1 protein-coding gene is annotated in these 834 nt (G+C 57.8%); it reads right to left on the bottom strand.

All coding sequences use genetic code 11. From position 1 onward, the window contains the following. Window positions 1-69: 69 nt before the first annotated feature. A complete protein-coding gene (locus QP413_RS09840) occupies window positions 70-780 on the bottom strand; it encodes an IS6-like element IS1628 family transposase (RefSeq protein ID WP_010889963.1) in 711 nt (236 codons plus the stop codon). Window positions 781-834: the final 54 nt, after the last annotated feature.

Genomic DNA, 834 nt, shown 5'->3' with positions numbered 1-834 from the left:
TTGCAACTTGGGGCGGGAGCCAAGAAAGCTCCGTTTTTATTGTGTGATCAACGCTATGTTCCTGTGTTGTCAGGCCGTCTCGAATACCCGGCTAACAATCACTGCATCCGGATTCGGGTGACCATAGGCAAACATCGTGCCCTGCCCCTTCCGCAATGAGTGCATCGCTTCCATCCCTTTCAACGTCCGGTAGGCAGACGTTCGGTTTTTGAATGCTCCTTTCGGCCCCAGGATCCGCTTTAACCGGCCATGATCGCCTTCAATGACGTTGTTGAGGTATTTCACCCGACGATGCTCGACCGTCGATGGACAGACGCCTTCCGCCTTCAGCTCAGAGATTGCCCTGGCGAGTGAGGGGGCCTTGTCGGTGCTGATCACCCGCGGATAGCCTGCCGATTTATTCGACCGCAGCGTCTTCGCCAGGAAACGCTTCGCTGCCGCGACGTTGCGTTTTGGTGAGAGGTAGAAGTCCAGGGTCTGGCCACCGGCGGTGATTGCCCGATAGAGGTAGCACCACTTTCCCCCGACCCGGATATAGGTCTCATCCACCCGCCAGGACCTGGCCTGCCAGTCAGGAACTTGCCGATACCACCGGGTCTTCTTATCCAGCTCAGGAGCATATTTCTGGACCCAGCGGTAGATCGTGGTGTGATCGACCGGCACTCCCCGCTCGGTCATCATCTCTTCGAGGTCGCGATAGCTCACGCCGTAGCGGCAGTACCACCGCACCGCCCACAGGATGATTTCACGAGGGAACTGCCGACCGGAGAAGATGCCCATGGACCTGATTATTCCACGCCGGTCTTCCTACTGCCCCAACTTTGCAACAGCACC

This window comes from Corynebacterium sp. UMB4614 (genome assembly GCF_030217065.1).
Classification (GTDB): domain Bacteria; phylum Actinomycetota; class Actinomycetes; order Mycobacteriales; family Mycobacteriaceae; genus Corynebacterium.
The sequence above is the reverse complement of the archived record's forward strand: the minus strand, read 5'-3'. Positions and strand labels throughout refer to the sequence as shown.

What these genes read in the sequence shown, in the direction of transcription:
- QP413_RS09840 (WP_010889963.1), bottom strand. Translation starts at nt 780, where the DNA reads ATGGGCATCTTCTCCGGTCGGCAGTTCCCTCGTGAAATCATCCTGTGG.